The following is a 4,142-nucleotide window of genomic DNA, read 5'->3' as shown; positions in this document are numbered from 1 at the left end:
GCCACCAACAGCGCCGGCATGATCCGCATCGTGTCGCGCCTGCATCCGGAACTGGCCTTCGACTTCGCCATGGCCCATCGCGAACAGGTCGACAAGGTGGTGGACGGCAGCTCGCGCAGCCGTTACTACCCGACGCTTGGCGCCAGCTCGTTCAGCGCTGCGATGGTCGACAAGATCAACGACTATGCCACCAAGTACCTGGCAGCCGGTTCGCGTCGCGATGCCGAAACGGCCATCGCCAATATCAAGTACCGCATGATGGTGCGCAACGAACGCCTGCCGTCGGTGGATGCATGGCTGGCGAAGAACGGCGGTTGAAGTAGTTCGTTCCGGCGCCCGGCAAGGGCTCCGTAGGACCCGCCCCTCTTCTGACGGAGAGGGGCGGGTCCTTAAGCGGCATAAGTTCGATGACGGCATCAGATCAACCTGAGGGTTGATTTTTATCAGTTCAACCTGTAGGTTGATATTCTCACTTTCAACCTGTAGGTTGAATGCCCGTGGACATCATCCGTCTTCCCGACCAACTCGGCACCATGCTTCGTGCTGCCCGCGTGCAAAAAGGCCTGACCCAGGCCGATGTGGCGCGGCAGCTGGGTGTTTCCGTCCAGGCCCTCTCCAAGCTGGAAAGCAATGCCGGCCGGGCGTCGTTCGACCGCGTCCACCGGCTTTGCCTGCTGCTGGGTCTGGACATAGCGCTATTGCCCAAGGCGGACGATGCTCGCTCGACCGACACTCGCCGTTCGGAGTGGTAAGCCGTGGCCACCCGTATCGCTGCGCTCGATATCTGGATGAATGGGCTCTATGTCGGCCGCTGGGAACGATCTCGCCTCGGCATGGATCGACTGTTTTACGACTCGACCTGGATGGACGCCCCCGAAGGCCGTCCCTTGTCGCTCTCCCTGCCGTTCACGCGGGCGCACGCATCAGGCGCAAGCGTGCCCTTGCGGTCGGAAGCGGTGGCCGCGTATTTCGAGAATCTCATTCCCGACAACGAGCGCATCCTCAGGCGCCTGCGCGATCGCTACCGCGCTGCGTCGCTGTCTGCCTTCGATCTTCTCGCAACGATTGGCCGGGATTGTGCCGGCGCGGTCCAGCTCGTACCCGCTGGTGAAGCCCCGGGCCATGCGCATCGCATCGAGGCCGAGCCATTGGACGACGCCGGCGTGGCGCGGCTGCTTCGCGATACCACAACGAGCGGGCCGCTGACTGCTCCCGAGAGCGATGCCTTTCGCCTGTCCATCGCGGGCGCGCAGGAAAAGACCGCGTTGCTCAAGCATCAAGGGCGCTGGTGTATTCCGCAGGGGGCAACGCCGAGCACGCATATCTTCAAGCTGCCACTGGGGTTGGTCGGCAATATCCGCGCCGACCTGCGCGATTCCGTGGAGATCGAATGGCTGTGCATGGAGATCGTACGCGAGTTCGGCCTGCCGACGGCCAGGGTCGAGATAGGCATCTTCGAAGACCAGAAGGCGCTTGTCGTCGAACGGTTCGATCGAACGCTCTCGCGCGATGGCAAGTGGTGGCAACGCATCCCCCAGGAGGATTTCTGCCAGGCCCTTGGCCTGCCACCGTCGCTCAAATACGAGGCGGATGGTGGCCCGGGCATCCGGCCCATCATGGATGTGCTGCGCGGTTCGGACGCCGCCACGGAAGATCGCACCCTGTTTTTCAAGGCGCAGTTGCTGTTCTGGCTGATGGCGGCCACCGATGGGCACGCCAAGAACTTCAGCCTGCGCCTGCTGCCTGGCGGCGCGTACCGAATGACGCCGCTGTACGACATCCTGTCCAGCTATCCGGTGATGGGAAGAGGCGCCAGCCAACTGGATCCGCACAAGGCACGGCTCGCCATGGCCGTGTACGGGCAAAACCGCCACTACGTGCTGCGGGACATCCACCGCTGGCACTGGGTGGCCATGGCCGGCTCCCTGGGTCTGCCGGATGCACCCGCCCTGATCGCGCAGGTGACAGACCAGACCCCAGGCGTGCTGGAGCGCGTTGCAGGCCGTTTGCCGGCGAATTTTCCGGAAGCTGTTTTCTCGGCCATCAGCGAGGGCATGCGCAAGGCCGCCAGGCGCCTCGCCGCCGAGCCGGACCGGCGATGACCCGCCTGGCCCGCATCCCTTCGGGTTATCGCTTCCCCGCCAAATATGTGTAGAGCAGCGTTGCGCCGCCTTATGCTCGTCCACTTGAAATCCAAGGAATACCTGGCATCGCCATGAACCAGTCCACGCTTTCCGCCCTGATCTGGTCCGTCGCTGACCTGCTGCGCGGTGACTACAAGCAGTCCGAATACGGGCGCGTCATCCTGCCTTTCACCGTGCTGCGTCGACTCGACTGCGTACTGGAGGCGACCAAGCCGGCGGTGCTCGCCGAGTTTGCCGCCAAGACCAAGGCGGGCCTCAACCCCGATCCATTCCTGCTGCGCATGGCCGGGCAGTCGTTCTACAACACCTCGGAGCTGGACCTGCCCCGGCTGCTGGGCGACCAGGACCATATCCGCCAGAACCTCTACGCCTACATCCAGGGTTTCTCGCCCGCCGCGCGCGATATCTTCGAGCGCTTCGACTTCTACACGCAGATCGAGCGCCTGGCCAAGGCCGACTTGCTGTATCTGGTCACCGAGAAATTCGCCCACGTCGACCTGCATCCACAGGCGGTGGACAACGCCCAGATGGGCCTGGTGTTCGAGGAGCTGATCCGCAAGTTCGCGGAACTCTCCAACGAAACCGCCGGTGAGCACTTCACCCCGCGCGAAGTCATCCGCCTCATGGTCAACCTCATCTTCATCGAAGATGACAACGTGCTCTCGCAGGGCAACGCCGTGGTGCGCACCATTTATGACCCGACCGCGGGCACGGGCGGCATGCTTTCGGTGGCCGCCGAACACCTGCTGGAACACAACCCCGCCGCGCGCCTCACCCTGTTCGGGCAGGAACTCAACGACGAGTCCTACGCCATCTGCAAGGCGGACATGCTCATTCGCGGCCAGGACGTGGCCAACATCGTCGCCGGCAACACCCTGAGCGAAGACGGCCACACCGGCCGCAAGTTCGACTACATGCTTTCCAATCCGCCCTTTGGCGTGGAGTGGAAAAAGGTCGAGAAAGTGGTGCGCAAGGAGCACGAGGAAAAAGGCTTCGGCGGCCGCTTCGGCCCCGGCCTGCCGCGCGTCTCCGACGGTTCCATGCTGTTCCTCATGCACCTGCTGTCCAAGATGCGTCCCGCGAAGGACGGCGGCAGCCGCTTCGGCATCGTGCTCAACGGCTCGCCGCTGTTCACCGGCGGCGCCGGCAGCGGTGAATCCGAGATCCGCCGCTACGTACTGGAGAACGACCTGGTGGAAGCCATCATCGGCCTGCCTACCGACATGTTCTACAACACCGGCATCGCCACCTACGTATGGATCATCTCCAACAAAAAGCCGCAGGCGCGCCGCGGCAAGGTGCAGCTCATTGATGCCGGCAGCTTCTGGCAGAAGATGCGCAAGAGCCTGGGCAGCAAACGCAAGGAGATGAGCGACGAGCACATCGCCACGGTCACGCGACTGTTCGGCAACTTCACCGAAGCGGAGCTTGTCACCGTGTTCGATGCCCATGGCCAGCCGGTGGGCGCGCCGCACGTCGTAACGTCAACGGATACGCCGCCGTCTGCATCCGAAGGCGGCAAGCTCAAGCGCGTGCCGATCTCGCGCATCTTCAACAACCAGGACTTCGGCTACACCACCATCACCGTCGAGCGCCCGCTGCGCGACGAGCAGGGCAACGTGGTGCAGGGCGCCAAGGGCAAGCAGAAAGGCAAGCCGCAGCCGGACAGTTCACTGCGCGACACCGAAAACGTGCCGCTGGGCGAGGACGTGGGCGACTACTTCAAGCGCGAAGTGCTGCCGCATGCGCCCGACGCGTGGATCGACGAGGACAAGAGCAAGGTCGGCTACGAGATTCCGTTCAACCGCCACTTCTACGTCTTCGAACCGCCGCGCAGCCTGCACGAGATCGATGAGGTGACCTGCCCCCGCAGGTCGTACCAGTGATTACTGGCAAAGTCCGGGGTTGAAGGGTACTTCGTTGCTGGGTTGTTGTGTTCGGTGGTTGGCGGCGAACTGCGCTGGTGGGATGCGACCGCAACTGCTGTGAGGTCGAACC

At 63.4% G+C, this 4,142-nt stretch carries 3 protein-coding genes and 1 pseudogene; all 4 read left to right on the top strand.

The window, feature by feature from the left end:
• Positions 1-318 (top strand): annotated as a pseudogene (locus VFG49_RS14830) (M1 family peptidase); the annotation flags it as partial.
• Between the two features lie 179 nt (positions 319-497).
• A complete protein-coding gene (locus VFG49_RS14825) occupies positions 498-752 on the top strand; it encodes a helix-turn-helix transcriptional regulator (RefSeq protein WP_324861848.1) in 255 nt (84 codons plus the stop codon).
• 3 nt (positions 753-755) lie between these two features.
• Entirely contained in the window at positions 756-2,102 is a 1,347-nt protein-coding gene (locus VFG49_RS14820) for a type II toxin-antitoxin system HipA family toxin (protein ID WP_324861846.1), read from the top strand.
• A gap of 113 nt (positions 2,103-2,215) precedes the next feature.
• Complete coding sequence (locus VFG49_RS14815) at positions 2,216-4,030, top strand: class I SAM-dependent DNA methyltransferase (RefSeq protein WP_324861844.1); 1,815 nt, start codon at positions 2,216-2,218, stop codon at positions 4,028-4,030.
• Positions 4,031-4,142 lie beyond the last annotated feature (112 nt).

Source organism: Dyella sp. (genome assembly GCF_035685885.1).
Lineage (GTDB): Bacteria > Pseudomonadota > Gammaproteobacteria > Xanthomonadales > Rhodanobacteraceae > Dyella.
This window is presented reverse-complemented; position numbering and strand designations above follow the sequence as displayed.

What these genes read in the sequence shown, in the direction of transcription:
- VFG49_RS14815 (WP_324861844.1), top strand. Translation starts at nt 2,216, where the DNA reads ATGAACCAGTCCACGCTTTCCGCCCTGATCTGGTCCGTCGCTGACCTG.